The sequence below is a fragment of the Phaeobacter sp. B1627 genome (genome assembly GCF_006265095.1).
Classification (GTDB): Bacteria; Pseudomonadota; Alphaproteobacteria; order Rhodobacterales; family Rhodobacteraceae; genus Epibacterium.
The window spans coordinates 205696-221652 of sequence record NZ_VCNK01000004.1 but is presented as its reverse complement, the minus strand read 5'-3'; the positions used below and the strand labels follow the sequence as shown (position 1 = coordinate 221652).

The following is a 15957-nucleotide window of genomic DNA, read 5'->3' as shown; positions in this document are numbered from 1 at the left end:
CGCCCGTTTCAGGAGGGGCAGGCCAGGTGCCTTCAGGCCAGAGATGTTCAGGCAGGATATTTTCAGGCGGGATAATTTCAGGCCCGGAAATTCAGGCCCAGGAATTCAAGCCAAGTCTTTCACAGACCCAAACACGCAGCCCCCACTCTGGCCTCACGCAGCCCTCTCTCTGGCCTCACTCTGGCCTCACCCTGCCCTCAGCGCTCCTGGAAATAGTTGTAGATGGTTTCGGCCAACGCGTCCGAGATGCCCTCCACCGCGGTGAGATCAGACAGGTTCGCACGGCTCACCGCCTTGGCACTGCCGAAATGGGTCAGCAGCGCCTTCTTGCGGGTCGCACCCACGCCCGCAATATCGTCGAGCGGATTGGCGGCCATGGACTTCGCCCGTTTGGCGCGATGCGTGCCAATGGCAAACCGGTGCGCCTCGTCCCGCATCCGTTGGATGAAATACAGCACCGGATCATTGCGCTGCAGGGCAAAGGCCGACTCTCCGGGTCGATAGAATTCCTCCTTGCCGTGGTCACGGTCCACCCCTTTGGCGACCCCGACCATGGGGACGTCCTGAACACCGTGCTCCTGCATGATTTCGGCCACCGCCGAAACCTGACCCGCCCCTCCGTCAATCAGCAGCAAGTCCGGCCACATCCCCTTGTCCCGATCCGGATCCTCCTTCAGCAGGCGCGAAAAGCGACGATTGAGCACCTCTTTCATCATGCCGAAATCGTCACCGGGCACCAGATCCTCGCCCTTGATATTGAACTTGCGATAGGCGTTCTTCATGAACCCCTCCGGTCCCGCGACGATCATCGCGCCGACCGCATTGGTGCCCTGAATATGCGAGTTGTCATAGACTTCGATCCGCCCCGGCGGCCCCTCAAGACCAAAGGCATCCGCCAGTCCACGCAGCAATTTCGCCTGGGTGGCGCTCTCTGCCATCTTCCGGGCGAGACTTTCGCGGGCGTTGCGCACCGCCGAGGCCACCAGCTCTGCCTTCTCGCCCCGCTGCGGCACCAGCAGCTCCACCTTGCGGTTTGCCTTGTCGCTCAGCGCCTCCGCCATCAGATCCGAATTGTCGATATCATCCGACAGGATCAACTGACGCGGCACATCCTTGTTGTCGTAGAACTGGCCGATAAAGGCCTCCATGACCTCGGCCGCCGACATGTCCTCGGAGACACGCGGGTAGAAATCCTGATTGCCCCAGTTCTGATTGGCGCGGATGAAGAACACCTGCACACAAGCCTGACCGCTGTCCATATGCAAGCCGATCACGTCCGCCTCGGCGACGCCGCGCGGGTTGATCCCCTGCGCCGACTGCACCTGCGTCAATGCCTTGATCCGGTCGCGCAGCGCAGCAGCGCGTTCAAACTCCATCGCTTCGGAGGCCGCCATCATCTGCGCGCCCAGCTCCTCCTGGATCTTGGTGGAGCGTCCGGACAGGAACCGCTCGGCATCATGCACGCTTTCGGCATATCCCTCGCGCGAAATCAGACCGACGCAGGGGCCGGAACAGCGCTTGATCTGATACTGCAGGCAAGGACGTGTCCGGGTCTCAAACATCGAGTCGGAGCAGTTGCGCAGCAAGAACGCCTTTTGCAGCTGGTTGAGCGTCCGGTTCACCGCGCCTGCACTGGCAAAGGGACCAAAATAGCTGCCCTTCTCCTTGCGCGCGCCACGGTGTTTCTTGATCTGCGGAAACGCGTGGCTTTTGCCGACCAGAATATTGGGAAAGCTTTTGTCATCGCGCAGCAGCACATTGTACTTGGGCTTCAGCTGCTTGATCAGATTTTGCTCCAGCAGCAGCGCCTCGGTCTCGGTGCGCGTGGTCAGGAACATCATCGACGCCGTCTGCGAGATCATCTTCTCGATCCGGGGGCTGTGACCGGGGCGCGCGTAGTTCGACACCCGCGCCCGCAGATTTCGCGCCTTGCCCACGTAGAGCACACGGCTTTCACAATCCAGCATCCGATAGACCCCGGGCGAGGTCTCAAGCGTTTTCAGATAGTCCTGAATGACGCCGTATCCCGTTGGGGGCGGCGCCGCAGAGGAGCCACTGTCGGGCGATTCTGAGCTGGGATTGATCATAGACACTGACATATGATTCTGCGGCCCCCGCTGCAATCTTCGGCAGGAGATTTCAAGCTGTGATACATCCACCATTCCTGTGGATAAGCCGGCTGATAACTTTGGGCTTTCGACGTTTTTCCCTTTAGATTTGGAGGCTTCGCTGAAATGATTAATATTTAGGCAACGCACCAAGGCGCTGATTTAATTTGTTATTTTCCAGCAAAATCTCAAATGCTTGAAACTATTGATGTTTTTGTGACGTTAAAGTAAACGAATCGTGACGGGTGCATAAGTCGCAGCGTCACGTCAGAAATTGCCCTTTGACGCCAGCGGGATTCCGATATTCCGTCTCTATTCCGATCCTTCGGTATCCGGGGTCTGCCACGCCAGATGCTGGCCCCCGTCAACGCAAAGCAACTGACCGGTGACCGCCGGGGCGCTGACCAGATAGCGCAGGGCTGCGGCGATATCAGACAGATCGGCGCCACGTCGCAAAATCGTGGCGTCGCGTTGGGCTGCGAAGTCTTCTGCCGACTGGCGTGGCCCCTGCAGGGTCGGCCCTGGCCCGATGGCATTGACCCGGATCCTCGGCGCCAGGCTCTGGGCCGCCGTCTGCGTCAGCGTCCAAAGCGCGGATTTCGCCAGAGTGTAGCTCATGAACTGGGGCGTCAGTTTGCGCACGCGCTGATCGATCATATTGATCGCCACCGCCGCCGCCAGCGGCTCTCCCGCGGCAGAGCGCAACTCAGGCAGATCCTGCGCAGCCAGCGCCTGCAGCAACAGGAAAGGCGCCCGCAGATTGCTCTGCATGTGCCGGTCCCAACTGTCGCGGGTCGCCGTTTCCAGATCGTCCGGCTCAAAAATGGAGGCATTGTTCACCAGACAGGTGACCTTCCCGCCCAGCCGTTCGGCGGCAAGCGGCAACAGCCCCTCGGATTGGCGGTCGTCGAGCAGATCCGCCTGCACCAGCACCGCGCGCCGCCCCTGCGCCTCGACCGCGCGGGCGGTCTCTGCCGCGTCCAGATCAGAGCTCGCATAGTGGATCGCAACATCATAGCCGTCTTCGGCCAGCGCCACCGCCATCGCACGCCCAAGACGTTTCCCGGCCCCGGTCACCAATGCCCGCATATCTTGTCTCCTGCGTTTCTATGCCTGTGTCACAAAAACCTAGAGCAGCATCCCCACATAGACCACATAAAGTAGGGTCAGGATCACGCCCCAGATCCGATTGATGTCCTGGCGCAAAAACACAAACGGGATAATCAGAAGCGACGCGCCCAGCATCACCCACAAATCAAAGCGCAGGAACTCCGGATCGACGGAAATCGGCCCGATAAAGGTGGTCAGACCGATAATTGCCAGCAGGTTGAACATGTTCGATCCGATGACATTGCCCAGCGCCACATCGGCCTGCCGACGCATCGCCGCCATCAGCGTGGTCGAGAGTTCCGGCAGCGACGTGCCGATGGCCACAAGCGTCAGGCCGATCACCGTTTCGCTCAGCCCATAGAGCCGCGCGATGATGGTCGCGTTCTCCACCAGCAATTCCGCCCCCAGCGGCAGCCCCACCAGACCCAGCACCAGATAGATGCCGATCCGCCAGAACGGCATGTCGGGATCGGCTTCGTCGATCTCTTCCAGCTCCGCCTCTTCACCCGCAGCCCGGTGGGCCCGGGCCTCTCGAAAGGCGGTCATCAGCACAGCCGCAAGCGCCAGCAGCAGGATCAGACCGGAGATCCAGGTGAAGGTCCCGAACGCTGCCAGCGCGATGAACAGAACCGTGGCCCCGATCATGAAGAGGTAGTTCTTGCGGGTGTCGCATTCACTGGTGTGCAGCGTGCGCAGAATGGCCGGAATACCCAGAACCAGCAGAATATTGGCGGTATTCGACCCGACCACATTGCCCATCGCAATGCCGTCAGCGTTTTCCATCACCGCCTGTATGGCAATCAGCAACTCCGGCGCCGAGGTCCCGAAGGCGACGATGGTCAGGCTGACAATCAGGGCCGGAATGCCGATCCGCAAAGACAGGTTCACCGCGCCACGCACCAACGCATCGCCCGCGAGCAGCAGGATCACCAAACCAAGGGCCGAAAAGAGCCATGGCATCATGTCTTGGGACCTCCTCGTCCACAGGCACAGGGTCCCTTGCCGATCCTGAACCGATTGCAGGACGGGCAGCGGGCCGATTTCAGTTTCTTTTGGCCCGGGAACCGCAGGCGACCGACCATGGCCAGGACAGCCATGGCCAGCAGGAACAGGGAGACAATTTTCAAGATCACGTCAAAGGCCAAAACGCGCGAAATGCGCACGTTCCTCGACGGCCGCCAGAGCGTCCTCGGCCACGGAGAGGCCAAAGCGGCTGAGAAACGGCTTCTTGAGACCATAGCGGCGCAGGCGCATCTTCTTGCCGTAGCGGTCCGTCAGCACCGGCTTCAGATGGCCGATACCATCGATCAACCCCAGCGCCTCGGCGCGCCGGGCCAGCCAGACTTCGCCCGTGAACAACCCGTCCTCATCCGAGAGCTTGCTGCCGCGGCGATCGGTAACATGGTCGATGAAATTGGCGTGGATATCGTTCAGCAGCACCTTGAGCCGGGCGACATCCTCTTCATTTTCAGGCCGGAAGGGATCGAGCATGCTCTTGCTCTGACCCGCCGTATGCACACGCCGCTCCAGGCCCTGACGGGCGAGGAAGACATGCGCCCCGAACCCGGCAGAGATCACCCCGATCGAGCCCACAACAGAGCTGGCATCCGCAAATATTTCATCCGCAGCGGCCGCCAGCCAATACCCGCCAGAGGCTGCAACATCCTCGACGAATGCGATGACGGGGACGTTGTTTTCTTCCGATAGCCGCCGGATCCGCGCGCCGATCAGCGCGCTTTGCACCGGGCTGCCCCCGGGAGAGTTGATTTCCAGCGCCACGGCTGCGGGCTTGCCCTTCTTGAAGGCACGTTCCAGCACCGGGGCCAAAGCGGCGTCATTCAGGCTGCCTCGTCCGGACATGCCGATGGCACCGAACAGACGCACAACCGCCACAGTGGGTGGCCGTTTCAAAAAGGGGATGCGAACACTCATTGCGCCGATGTAGAATGCCGCTCTGCCGGAAACAAGGTGCAGGTCCGGAGGAATTCTCCTGTGGTTACGTTTCGCCGCGTGTCACGGGTAAAAATGCAACGTATCCAATCCTCCGGAGGGGGCGAGCGCGGCGCCATGCGCGTTACATTCACACATCCTGAACACCGTTTTCCATGCTGGCCTCAACACTGGCCACAACACAGGCCACAACACCGGCAGGCACACCGCCTGCTGCAGGCGAAGGCGGCGATATCAAACCCAGGTTCGATTGGTGGCCGCCTCAGTGGCGACCGGACGCAACCGCGCCGCGCCCCCTCAGGGGCGCGGCGCCTGGCCCAACCGGGCAGTCTCAGGCTCGGCCTGTGACGGAACGGGCGGGAGCGCCCCCCCCCCTTCCCCATTCAGGCCCGCAACCGCCACCCTGTCCGGAAGATCCAACCGATCGCCGCCAGACACAGGCTGGTAAAGAACGCAATCGCCAGAAGGCTGAGCCCCACCGGAACGTCGGCCGTCCCAAAGAAGGACCACCGGAACCCCGAGATCAGATAGACAACCGGGTTGAACAGGGTGATCGTCTGCCAGACAGGCGGCAGCATCGAGATCGAATAGAACGATCCGCCCAGAAAAATCAGCGGCGTCACGATCAACAGCGGCACCAGCTGCAATTGTTCGAAATTCTTCGCCCAGATCCCGATGATAAAGCCCAGAAGCGAGAAACTGACGCAGGTCAGAACCAGAAACAGAACCATGGCCAACGGGTGCTGGATGGTCAGATCGACAAACAGATGCGCCGTGACCAGAATAACCACACCGATGAACATCGCTTTGGTGGCCGCCGCCCCCACATAGCCCAGCACGATCTCGAGAAAGTTCACCGGCGCCGACAGCAATTCATACATCGTGCCGATGAATTTCGGGAAATAGATCCCGAAAGACGCGTTGGAGATCCCTTGCGTGATGACGCTCAGCATGATCAGGCCCGGCACGATAAAGGCCCCGTAAGACACCCCTTCGACCTGGTCGATCCGGCTGCCGATAGCTGCACCGAAGACCACGAAATAAAGCGAGGTCGACAAGACCGGCGAAATGAAGCTCTGCGCCAGGGTGCGGAAAAACCGAGCCATTTCAAAACGATATATCGACGCGACTGCGATCCAGTTCATGCGGCTTCTCCTGATACTAGATCCACAAATATGTCCTCAAGGCTCGATTGCCGCGTGACCACATCCGCCAGCACCAGCCCCGCCGCCGCGACGTCGTTCAAAAGCGTGGTGATCCCGGTCCGCTCCGCCTTGACGTCATAGGTATAGATCAGCGACCGCCCCCCCTCACCCAGACGCAGATCGTGCATCTTCAGGGCATCGGGCACGGCTGTGACCGGTTCGGTCAGCAACACCTCAAGCTCCTTCTTGCCCATCCGGGCCATCAGGTCGGACTTTTCCTCAACCAGCAGGATTTCACCCCGCGCGATTACACCGACCCGGTCCGCCATCGCTTCGGCCTCCTCGATGTAATGCGTGGTGAGAATGATGGTGACCCCGCTTTCGCGGAGCTCCCGGACCACCTCCCACATATCCTTGCGCAGCTCCACATCGACGCCGGCGCTCGGCTCGTCCAGAAACAGAACGCGAGGCTCGTGGCTCAGCGCCTTGGCAATCAGCACCCGGCGCTTCATACCGCCGGACAACTCCTTGATCTGATTGTCCCGCTTGTCCCAAAGCGAGAGTTTTTTCAGGATATCTTCCAGCAAGGCGTCATTCCTCGGCTTGCCGAACAGCCCGCGCGAAAAACGCACCGTATTCAACACGGTTTCAAACGGCTCGAGGTTGATTTCCTGCGGCACCAGACCAATCATCGAACGCGCCGCGCGAAAGTCGGTCTTGATGCAATGCCCCCCCACGGTCACAGAGCCGGAGGTCGCAGTGGTGATCCCGCAGACGGTCGAGATCAACGTTGTCTTGCCCGCGCCATTGGGGCCAAGCAGCGCCAGGATTTCACCCTCTGCAATGTCAAGGGACACGCCTTTCAGCGCTTCGAACCCGTCGGCATAGGATTTTCGTAAATCAGAGATGGACAGAATGGTGCTCATGAGGCCTCCGGTTCTTGTCGTTGCAGGTGAACCGGATGGCCCACGGCGGCAATAGAAGTAACGCTCTCGTGACGGATCGGCTACCCCGCGTGGCCGCGCAAGCGCCTGTGCACCGGCGCAGCCTTGCATTTCGCAAGAATGCGCCCTTCAGGCGCCGCCGGTGATCTTTTTCAACCAGCTTTTCTTCTCGCCCGCTCCGGCATCGCCCTCGGCGGCCACGGCGTCGTCTGATCCGGTCTCTTCTGCTCCGCCCCCCAGGGTCTCCTGCAGGTTGGTAAAGAACTGATCTGCCATTTTCTTGGCAAACCCGTCGATGATGCGGCTGCCCAGCTGCGCCAGCTTGCCACCGACCTTGGCATCGACGTCATAGCCCAGAACCGTGCCGGTCCCGCTCGGCGTCAAGGTCACCACGGCGCTGCCTTTGGCAAAACCCGCAGCCCCGCCCTTGCCTTCGCCCGAGATGGTCAGTTTCTGGTTTTCGATCAGATCAGACAGGGTGACCTTGCCGGTAAACGTCGCTTTGACCGGGCCGACCTTCTGCGTCACTTTCGCCTCAAAGCCCTCTTCCGGCGATCCCGAAACCTCCTGCGCGCCCGGCACACAGGCTTTCAGCACCTCCGGGTTCAGAAGGGCCGCATAAACGGTTGCGGGATCAGCCGCGATTTCCTTCTGGTCACTCATCTGCATGGTGTCTCTCCCTCTCCTGCGTTGCTGTGTCCCAGATCTAGCGGTTCCACGCGGCGCTGCCAACGGTCGCTGCCAACGGTCGCTGCGAAGCTCGCGTCACATCCCGGGGCGAGACCGTGGCCTGCCCCCGGATGCAGGCAATGTCAGGCCCGGACCAACGCACCACCGCCCGCCCGGTTCCGACAGCCTCAACCGGCCGGGCTCCTGAGCTGCTTCACAGAGCTTCGCAAAACCGAAGGCCAGCTTTTACCGGGCGCGCGCCCCACACACCAGCCCCCCTACAAAACTGTGCGAGGGCCATCGGCCCTCGCTCCGCTGGATTACGCCGATGCGCCCTCACGCACGGTATCGATCATCAATTGGACATTGTCCGGATCGCCATCCGGCGTGATCCCGTGACCCAGGTTGAATATATGCGGCCCCCCGGAGAAGGCTTTCACGATGCGGCGCGTATCCGACACAAGCGCCTCCCCCCCGGTCACCATATGCCGAGAGGCAAGGTTGCCCTGAACGCAGCCGTCAATTTGCACATTTGCCGCCGCCCATTCCGGATCCACGGAATTGTCCAGCGCCACGCAATCGACGCCGGTGGCCTGATGAAAGCCGATATATTTCTCGCCTGCCTCCCGCGGGAAACCGATGACCGGGATGCCGGGATGCCGGGCCTTCAGCGCCGCCGTAATCTCGCGCGCAGGCGCCAGCGCATATTTGTCGAATGCCGCGCCTTTCAGGGACCCCGCCCAGCTGTCGAAGATCTTGACCACTTCGGCACCGGCCTCGATCTGGGCGCACAGATATTCGATGGTCGCCTCTGTAATCCGGGCCAGCAGCGCCTCAAATACCGCAGTATTCTGCGTCATCAGCGCATGCGCCGGGGCCTGATCCGGAGTGCCCCGTCCCGCGATCATATAGGTCGCGACGGTCCAGGGTGCCCCGGCAAATCCGATCAGCGTCGTCTCGCGTGGCAGCGCCCCGGACAGGATACGCAGGGTTTCATAGATCGGGTTGAGCGTTTCGTGGATGTCGCTGACCGGTTTCAGCCGGGCAAAATCCGCATCCCCCGTGATCGTCGACAGGCGCGGACCTTCGCCGGTGACGAACCACAGATCCGCCCCCAGCGCCTGGGGGACAAGCAGGATATCCGCAAACAGGATCGCGGCATCAAAGCCAAAGCGCCGGATCGGCTGCAACGTCACTTCGGCGGCCAGCTCCGGATTGTAGCACAGGCTCAGGAAATCACCCGCCTCTGCCCGTGTGGCACGGTACTCCGGCAGGTATCGCCCCGCCTGACGCATCATCCAGATCGGTGGCACATCCAGCGTTTCGCCCGCCAGCGCCCGCAGGATCGTCTTCTGTTGGCCCATGCTCTGCCCCTTTTGTTTCGTTCCCCCTGAGGTCTAGCCTCAGCGGCAAATTGTCAAGGCTTGCCCCCGCAGGCACCCTAGTGCTTGCCACGGCATAATGTCGCGATTAAGCCTCTGCCTCATGACCCTGACCCTGCCCTCTCCCGCTTCACCCCTCAAAATCGGCACCCGTGGTTCGCCACTGGCCCTGGCTCAGGCCTACGAGACCCGAGACAGGCTGGCGCAGGCCTTCGATCTGGACCCCACGGCCTTTGACATCGTGGTGATCAAGACCACCGGTGACAACCGCGCGATGATTGAGGCCGACCGCCCGCTGAAGGAGATCGGCAACAAAGGCCTGTTCACCAAAGAAATCGAAGAGGCGCTGAGCTCTGGTGGTATCGACATCGCCGTGCATTCGATGAAGGACATGCCGACCGTGCAGCCGGATGGGCTGGTGCTCGACTGCTACCTCCCGCGCGAGGATGTGCGTGACGCCTTTGTTGCGCCCGCGCATCGCTCCATTGGAGATCTGGCAGAGGGGGCGATTATCGGCACCTCGTCCCTGCGCCGCCGGGCACAGCTTCTGAACGCACGCCCCGACCTGCAGGTGGTGGAGTTCCGGGGCAACGTGCAGACCCGGCTACAAAAGCTGCGCGACGGTGTGGCCACGGCGACCTTCCTGGCGATGGCGGGCCTGCGCCGACTGAATATGGCCGAGGAGGTCCCCGCAATCCCGATCGAGGCCGATGACATGCTGCCCGCGGTCGCACAGGGCGCCATCGGCATCGAGCGCCGCAGCGACGATCCGGTCGTGGCCACCCTGCTCGAAGCGATCCACCACGCACAAACCGGCCTGCGCCTTGCTGCCGAGCGCGCGTTTCTGGCCGCCTTGGACGGATCCTGCGAAACTCCGATCGCCGCCCTGGCAGAGCTGTCGGGGGGCACACTCCATCTGCGTGGTGAAATCCTGCGCCCCGACGGCTCCGAAAAACTGTCTGCTCGCCAGAGCTGCCCGGTCGAGGAGGGCGCCGAACTCGGTCGCCACATGGGCGAAGACCTGCGGGCGCGGGCGGGCAAAGGGTTCTTCACAGTCTGAGGTCCGAAGCCCGCGCATCCCCCGTTGAGAAAAATGTGAGAGGGGACTGAAGGCGGATCATTGCACCTGACAGAGCAAGCCCTCCCGCCCCTTTCGGGCTGAGCCATAGGCTCCCCCAAAAGCGTTGGGCCGGGCAGGCCGCGCCGAAGGCCGCGGCCTGCCGCTGGGCGATCCGCCCAGCGGAGCGCAATCCCTCTCCCCTGCCCCTCTCAAAGCTCCGTGCCTTGAAAAACTCAGGCCAGTGGATCTGCTACAGACGTCAGTTCGTGGTTTGCGTTTCAGGCGGCGCAGACTCGCCCGGCAGATATTTGCGATAGCCCAGCCACTGCAGCCAGTTTTCCGCAGTGCCCGCGAATGCGTTCAGGTCCACATCCCCCTCGACGCCCGGCACCGATCCCGTGCCGGTGTATTGCCAAAACTTCCAATGCGCGCCGGGATAGACCTGCTCCGGGTGTCCGGCCACGGATCGCAGCCAGAAATCGACGCCCTTCAGCTGCCCGATGCCAGTGTCGCGGTAAAAATCCACCGTCGTGTAAAGAACCGGTCGGCGGCCGTAATGCGCGGTGATCAGCTTCAGGAACCGCTCCGCCTCGCGGCGGGCCTGAGCGCCAGAGGGGCGGCGCTTGCAACTGGGGGACGCGTGATTCCACTCAATGTCCAAAACCGGCGGCAGGGTGCCCGCCTCGCGGGGGACATTGCGGATATACCACCGCGCCTGATCTTCTGGTGTGCGACAGAAATAGTAGAAATGATACGCCCCGCGCCGCAGCCCCGCCCGCCGCGCCGCGCGCCAGTTCGCGCGGAACTCCGGATCGATGAAATCACCGCCCTCGGTCGCTTTGATCCACGCAAAGGACACCCCGGAGGCGCGGACCTGCGGCCAGTCGATACGCCCCTGATAGCGCGCGACGTCGATGCCGTGGATCGGATAGACCCAAGGCGTCGTCCCCTCCCACCCATGCGGGTCATTGTCGCCGAATCGCGGATAGGTGGAGAGCGCTTCATAGGCCCGCGCAAAGGCCGGATCGATCGCCCGCTGCGTCGGGGCGTCCAGTGGCGGCGGCGGCACTGGCGCGCGTGTTTTACTGCTGCAGGCCGCCAGAACGGCCAGCGCCGCCGCCCCAAGAGCCAATGCCGCTCTTTTGAAAACACGACCTGTTGTCATCTCATCTCCGCCCCGGACCGCTCTGCCCTATAGAGCCCGAGAGCCAGCGATCCATCAACAGGCAAAGCAGCAGCGCCCCCCTGCCCCGCCCAGGATCGGCAGGAGCATGCCGTTGCACCCCGTCACACAGCCCCGCATCACACTGCCCCGCATCACACTCAGCGCGGCATCAAACTCCGCCCGGCATCGCACTCACCCGGGCAGCACTCCGCCCTGCACCACTCGGCCCCGCATCACATCCATCCCGGCCCTCACACCCATTTTGCCAGAGGCGGCAGGCTCATCAGGACTGCATTGGCATCGTGCCCTGTTTCCAGGCCAAACTTGGTCCCGCGATCATAGACCAGATTATACTCTGCATAGAGGCCACGGTGGATCAGCTGCGCATCCCTGTCCGCAGGGCCACAGCTCTGCCTGCGCCGGGTTTCGACCAATGGCACGAACGCGGGCAGGAACGCCCGGCCGATGTCCTGGATCAAAGCAAAATCCTGCGCCCAGTCGCCGCTGTTGTGGTCATCCAGAAAAATGCCGCCCACACCCCGGGCGCGACCCCGGTGGGGGATATAGAAATACTCGTCCGCCCAGGCCTTCAGCCGTGGATAGAGATCCCCCCCATGTGGGTCCAGATGATCCTTCTGCACCTGGTGAAAATGGGCGGTGTCCTCGGCATATTCGATGCAGGGATTGAGATCGGAACCACCACCAAACCACCAGCCATGCGGGGTCCAGAACATCCGCGTGTTCATATGGACCGCAGGCACATGCGGGTTGCGCATATGGGCAACCAGGGAAATCCCCGACGCCCAGAACCGCGGGTCCCCGGACATGCCCGGAAAGCCCTTGCGCGCCGCCATGGCCGCTTGCGCACGCTCTCCCAACTGACCGTAGACTTCGGATATGTTGACGCCGACTTTCTCGAACACGCGGCCATCGCGCATCACGCTCATCAGCCCGCCGCCCGCGTCCGAGCCATCCTCGGACGACCGGCGGGTTTCGGACACCTCGAAACGCCCGGCGTCCATTTCGGCAAAGGGGCCCTCCGCATGACTGTCCTCCAGCCCCTCAAAGGCGGCGACAATCTGATCGCGAAGGCTTCGGAACCAGGCGGCGGCGCGTGCCTTTTCCTCTTGCATATCCTCGGTCTGTTCGCTCATCGCAGGCTCCTGTCGTGCTCCTGTGCGGACTGCCGGGTCAAACCACCGTCCGTGGCGTGCATCAATGCACCGGTGCCGCGACGGGATCAAGCAGGGTCCGGCCGCCGTCCAGCGTCAGCACCTGGCCGGTCATGAACCCAGACGCATCGGAGGCCAGATACTGTGCCGTTTCGGTCAGCTCGGTCGGCGGCGCAATCCGGTTCAGCGGTGTATGGGCCTCAATATCCTCCCGCATGGAGCGGTTGTCCTTCAGCGTCGCCTGCATCGACGCACTCATCACGGAGCCAAATGCGATGGAGTTCACCCGGATGCGATGCGGCGCCAGCGACACCGCGAGGGACCGCGTCATCTGGTCGAGCGCCGCCGAAGCCACCGAATAGGCCATCAGGTCTGGGTGAGTGCGACGCGCCGCGATCGACGACAGGTTGATGATGGCCCCGTTGGAGTTCTCGTCGCCGCGCTCCTCGCCCTGCCGGATCATCCGCTTTGCCACATGCTGCGACAGGCGCAATGTGGACATCAGGTTCTGACGCAGCAGAAACTCCACGCTTTCGTCGTCCGGGTTGATCGGATCGCTGGGCACCACCTTGCGCGCCCCGTTCACCAGAATATCGATCCGGTCAAAGGCATCGATGGTTGCGGACAGCAGGTTGGCAATCGTCAGACGTTCGCGCAGATCGCCGGCGAAATGGCGGATATTGCTGTCCTCCACATCATTGCCAAGCTCCTGCAACAGGGCCGACTCATCCTGATCCACGAACATGACCTGAGCACCCTGTTTGGCGAACCGGCGACCGATGGCCAGGCCAATACCGTTGGAGGCCCCGGTCACAATGGCCGTCTTGCCGGAGATGGAAAAGCTCATGAGAAGATCCTTGATTGCATCACGACAGTCGGCCTGTCCTCAGATTGGACAATGACCCAGACCATGGCCCGGATCGCGCCAGTTCCCCAGCCCAGTCCCCAATCCAGTCTCCCAGTCCAGTTCCCGGCGACGATAGCCGGAAGCGGCAGGGAATTGAACAGAGATTTCGGGCTTTGGGTGTCAACGGCCCCGGCGAGGGCGGCTCGCATGTAGAATTTTAAAGCGGTTGTCCCCGCCCGCCTCCTCCACGGCGACAAAGGCCTCTGCCAGCGACGTCTCGTAGGGCAGGTGCCGGTTGGCCACCATCCAAAGCTGTCCCGACGGTTTCAACAGCCGGGCCGCATTGGCGATAAACGCCTGTCCCAGCGCAGGCTCTGCCGCCCGGCCGCTGTGAAACGGTGGGTTCATCACCACCGTATCAAGGCTCGCCTTGCTGCCCCAGCTGCGCGCGTCCGCCCAATGGAATTCGGCGCGCGGGTCACCGACATTGCGTTGCGCGCATGTCAGCGCATCGTGATCCGCTTCGACCAGATGCAGTTCGCTCACCCCGGCGCGGGTCAGGATCTGCGCCGACAGATAGCCCCAACCGGCCCCGAGATCCGCAACCGTGCTGCCCAGCTTTGCAGGCAGGCTCGCGGCAAGCTGCTCTGACGCGGGATCGATGCCATCGGCAGAAAACACTCCTGGCGCGGTCACGAACTCCGCCGCGACCGATTGCGGCTCCGCCAGCCAGTCCGACAGGTCCAGACCGCCGTCGATGCAAAACGCCTTGCCATGCGCCTTGGACACCGCGGCCGTCGGCACCGTGCGCGCCTTCAGCTCCTTCAACAGCGAATCGATGCCATCCGTCTTGGCACCATCGACCAGCACGGGCCCGTCGGTGATGGCCACGGCCTGCGCCAGCAGATGCCGGGCAAGGCGCTTGGCGCGCGGAATGAAGACGACCGACGCCTCAAAACGCGCTCCGGTCCCGGCCTCTGGCACACAGGAATAGCCGCGCGCGGCCCAGACATCGTGATCGGGTTTCATCGGCTGGATAATCTCCACCTGCCCGAGGGGCAAAGCCGAGAGATCATGCCCCTCGCGCGGGAAAAACACTGCGATTCGCCCGGTTTCGGGAATGGCGAAATCGCCCGATTGAACCGCAAGGCTCAGGCGTTGGGACATCTGACGGGACCTTTCAGAGGGGCTGATCCGCAGGCGCGATCAGTCGTCTTTTTCCATGGTGCACTGCAGCGGATGCTGGTGGCGACGGGCGTAATCCATCACCTGGGCGACTTTGGTCTCGGCAACCTCATGGCTGAACACACCCACAACGGCGAGACCCTTTTTATGCACTGTGAGCATGATTTCAAAGGCTTGCGCATGGGTCAGCCCAAAGAACCGCTCCAATACGATCACCACGAACTCCATCGGCGTGTAGTCATCGTTCAGCAACATCACCTTGTACCGCGGTGGCCGTTGCGTCCGCGAGCGGGTTTTGGTCAGCAGACCAAGATCGCTCTCGTCATCCGAGTTGTCCGACATCATCACGGGGTGCTTCAGCATGGGAGTTTAATGGTCCAGTCGTGCATATGCATTTCTCACCGGCTTATATAGGGGAAGACCGCCTGAGGAAAAGAGAGTGAGCGCAGGAAAATGTCACGCATTCTGACAACCATCGGTTTTGATGCCGATGATACGCTTTGGCACAACGAACGGTTCTTTCGGGTGACCCAGGACCGGTTCGCCGAACTGCTGATGGACCATACCCCCGACCACATCGGGCCCGACGCGCTGGATCGCAAGCTGCTGGACGCGGAAAAACGCAACCTCGGCGCCTATGGCTACGGGGTGAAGGGCTTCACCCTGTCGATGATCGAGACCGCGATTGAGGTCACCGAAGGGCGGGTCCCCGCCTCTGTCATCCAGGAGCTGCTTGAAGCGGGGCAGATGATGTTGTCCTTTCCCATCGAATTGCTGCCCCATGCCCGAGCCGCGGTCGAAGCGGTGGCGTCAGAGTATACCGTGGTGCTGATCACCAAGGGCGACCTGCTCGATCAGGAGCGCAAGCTGGCACAATCGGGCCTCGGCGACCTGTTTGATGCGGTAGAGGTGGTCTCGGAAAAGACGCCGCAGGTCTATCTTGATATCTTCAACCGCCATGGCGCAGGTGCCGAACGGTCCTTGATGGCGGGCAATTCGATGCGATCGGATGTGGTGCCGGTGGTCGAGGCCGGTGGCCACGGGGTCTATGTCCCGCATGGCATGATATGGGAGGTCGAACACGCAGAACCACCGCAGCACAGCCCCCGCTATCATGAGATCGACGACCTCAGCGGGCTGGCCGAACTGGTTGAGCGCATCGGCTGAGATCCGCCGCGACTGGCGGCTATGTTAACCCTTTGTTCACTCCTGTGTCATGA

15 protein-coding genes are annotated in these 15957 nt (G+C 62.1%); 2 read left to right on the top strand and 13 right to left on the bottom strand.

What is annotated here, in order from left to right; all coding sequences use genetic code 11:
- Nucleotides 1-197: 197 nt before the first annotated feature.
- The 8 genes from uvrC to hemE form a co-directional block, all read right to left on the bottom strand.
- On the bottom strand, nt 198-2087 hold the full coding sequence (gene uvrC, locus FGE21_RS03310; RefSeq protein ID WP_255731326.1) for an excinuclease ABC subunit UvrC: 1890 nt from the start codon (nt 2085-2087) through the stop codon (nt 198-200).
- A gap of 333 nt (nt 2088-2420) precedes the next feature.
- A complete protein-coding gene (locus FGE21_RS03305) occupies nt 2421-3197 on the bottom strand; it encodes an SDR family oxidoreductase (protein ID WP_139661620.1) in 777 nt (258 codons plus the stop codon).
- 39 nt (nt 3198-3236) lie between these two features.
- The gene (locus tag FGE21_RS03300) at nt 3237-4181 is read right to left on the bottom strand and encodes a calcium/sodium antiporter (RefSeq protein ID WP_139661619.1); all 945 of its coding nucleotides are present in this window, start codon (nt 4179-4181) and stop codon (nt 3237-3239) included.
- 171 nt (nt 4182-4352) lie between these two features.
- The gene (locus FGE21_RS03295; protein WP_139661617.1) at nt 4353-5150 is read right to left on the bottom strand and encodes a S49 family peptidase; all 798 of its coding nucleotides are present in this window, start codon (nt 5148-5150) and stop codon (nt 4353-4355) included.
- 401 nt (nt 5151-5551) lie between these two features.
- On the bottom strand, nt 5552-6313 hold the full coding sequence (locus tag FGE21_RS03290) for an ABC transporter permease (protein WP_139661615.1): 762 nt from the start codon (nt 6311-6313) through the stop codon (nt 5552-5554).
- Entirely contained in the window at nt 6310-7239 is a 930-nt protein-coding gene (locus FGE21_RS03285; protein WP_139661614.1) for an ABC transporter ATP-binding protein, read from the bottom strand. Before FGE21_RS03285 ends, FGE21_RS03290 begins: the two co-directional genes overlap by 4 nt.
- 147 nt (nt 7240-7386) lie before the next feature.
- Nucleotides 7387-7926 (bottom strand): CoxG family protein, encoded by a 540-nt coding sequence (locus FGE21_RS03280; RefSeq protein ID WP_139661612.1) that lies wholly within the window; start codon nt 7924-7926, stop codon nt 7387-7389.
- Nucleotides 7927-8246: 320 nt separating this feature from the next.
- Nucleotides 8247-9290 carry a uroporphyrinogen decarboxylase gene (hemE, locus tag FGE21_RS03275; protein ID WP_139661610.1) on the bottom strand — a complete coding sequence of 348 codons (1044 nt, stop codon included), beginning with the start codon at nt 9288-9290 and terminating at the stop codon, nt 8247-8249.
- Between the two features lie 121 nt (nt 9291-9411).
- On the opposite strand from hemE, the gene hemC reads away from it, so the two are divergent.
- Complete coding sequence (gene hemC, locus FGE21_RS03270) at nt 9412-10368, top strand: hydroxymethylbilane synthase (RefSeq protein WP_139661609.1); 957 nt, start codon at nt 9412-9414, stop codon at nt 10366-10368.
- A 259-nt stretch (nt 10369-10627) separates the two neighbouring features.
- Here hemC and FGE21_RS03265 read toward each other — a convergent pair whose 3' ends face one another.
- The 5 genes from FGE21_RS03265 to clpS form a co-directional block, all read right to left on the bottom strand.
- A complete protein-coding gene (locus FGE21_RS03265) occupies nt 10628-11533 on the bottom strand; it encodes a GH25 family lysozyme (RefSeq protein ID WP_139661607.1) in 906 nt (301 codons plus the stop codon).
- A gap of 251 nt (nt 11534-11784) precedes the next feature.
- Entirely contained in the window at nt 11785-12687 is a 903-nt protein-coding gene (hemF, locus tag FGE21_RS03260) for an oxygen-dependent coproporphyrinogen oxidase (RefSeq protein ID WP_139661605.1), read from the bottom strand.
- Nucleotides 12688-12748: 61 nt separating this feature from the next.
- Nucleotides 12749-13552, bottom strand: coding sequence for an SDR family NAD(P)-dependent oxidoreductase (locus FGE21_RS03255; RefSeq protein ID WP_139661604.1), 804 nt, complete (start codon nt 13550-13552; stop codon nt 12749-12751).
- Between the two features lie 180 nt (nt 13553-13732).
- A complete protein-coding gene (locus tag FGE21_RS03250; protein ID WP_139661602.1) occupies nt 13733-14719 on the bottom strand; it encodes a class I SAM-dependent methyltransferase in 987 nt (328 codons plus the stop codon).
- 39 nt (nt 14720-14758) lie between these two features.
- On the bottom strand, nt 14759-15100 hold the full coding sequence (clpS, locus tag FGE21_RS03245) for an ATP-dependent Clp protease adapter ClpS (protein ID WP_176695351.1): 342 nt from the start codon (nt 15098-15100) through the stop codon (nt 14759-14761).
- Nucleotides 15101-15190: 90 nt separating this feature from the next.
- Between clpS and FGE21_RS03240 the strand changes: the two genes are divergently transcribed.
- Nucleotides 15191-15904 carry an HAD family hydrolase gene (locus FGE21_RS03240; protein ID WP_139661600.1) on the top strand — a complete coding sequence of 238 codons (714 nt, stop codon included), beginning with the start codon at nt 15191-15193 and terminating at the stop codon, nt 15902-15904.
- Nucleotides 15905-15957: the final 53 nt, after the last annotated feature.